Raw genomic sequence first — 488 nt, 5'->3', positions numbered from 1 at the left:
ATCAAACCAAAGTGCGGTGTAATTTTGCCAGATTTTTCTTATATATTTTCTAAGTACATCTATATACTCATTTAAATGATACTTATAGCTGCTTGAACTTTCTCGAAGCCAACTTATTTAAATAATTCTGCTTTAATATTAAATAAATGATAAAAATAAGTATATTTAGAAAAGTAAAAATGGGAGATATAAAGCACAAAAAGTCTAATTAGGTTCTTCTCCCAGCTTTCCCTAACCAATAATAACGCCCCAAAATAAAACCCAAAATAGGAGATATAAAATAAAACCAATAAAAAAACGCCACCGAGTTCCCTCAATGGCGTTCTTCTTTCATTCAAAACCTGGCGGTGTCCTACTCTCACATGGGGATTCCCCACACTACCATCGGCGTTACAGCGTTTAACTTCTAAGTTCGGCATGGAATTAGGTGGGTCCACTGCACTAGCGCCGCCAAGATAATTCTTTGTATTCTTTAGATTCTTTATCTG

Annotated in this window: 1 rRNA gene; it reads right to left on the bottom strand. The window is 34.8% G+C overall.

What is annotated here, in order from left to right:
• Positions 1-339: 339 nt before the first annotated feature.
• A 5S ribosomal RNA gene (gene rrf / locus ACLS0A_RS11020) occupies positions 340-455 on the bottom strand.
• Positions 456-488: the final 33 nt, after the last annotated feature.

The organism is Avibacterium volantium (genome assembly GCF_049366555.1).
Lineage (GTDB): Bacteria > Pseudomonadota > Gammaproteobacteria > Enterobacterales > Pasteurellaceae > Avibacterium > Avibacterium volantium_A.
This window is presented reverse-complemented; position numbering and strand designations above follow the sequence as displayed.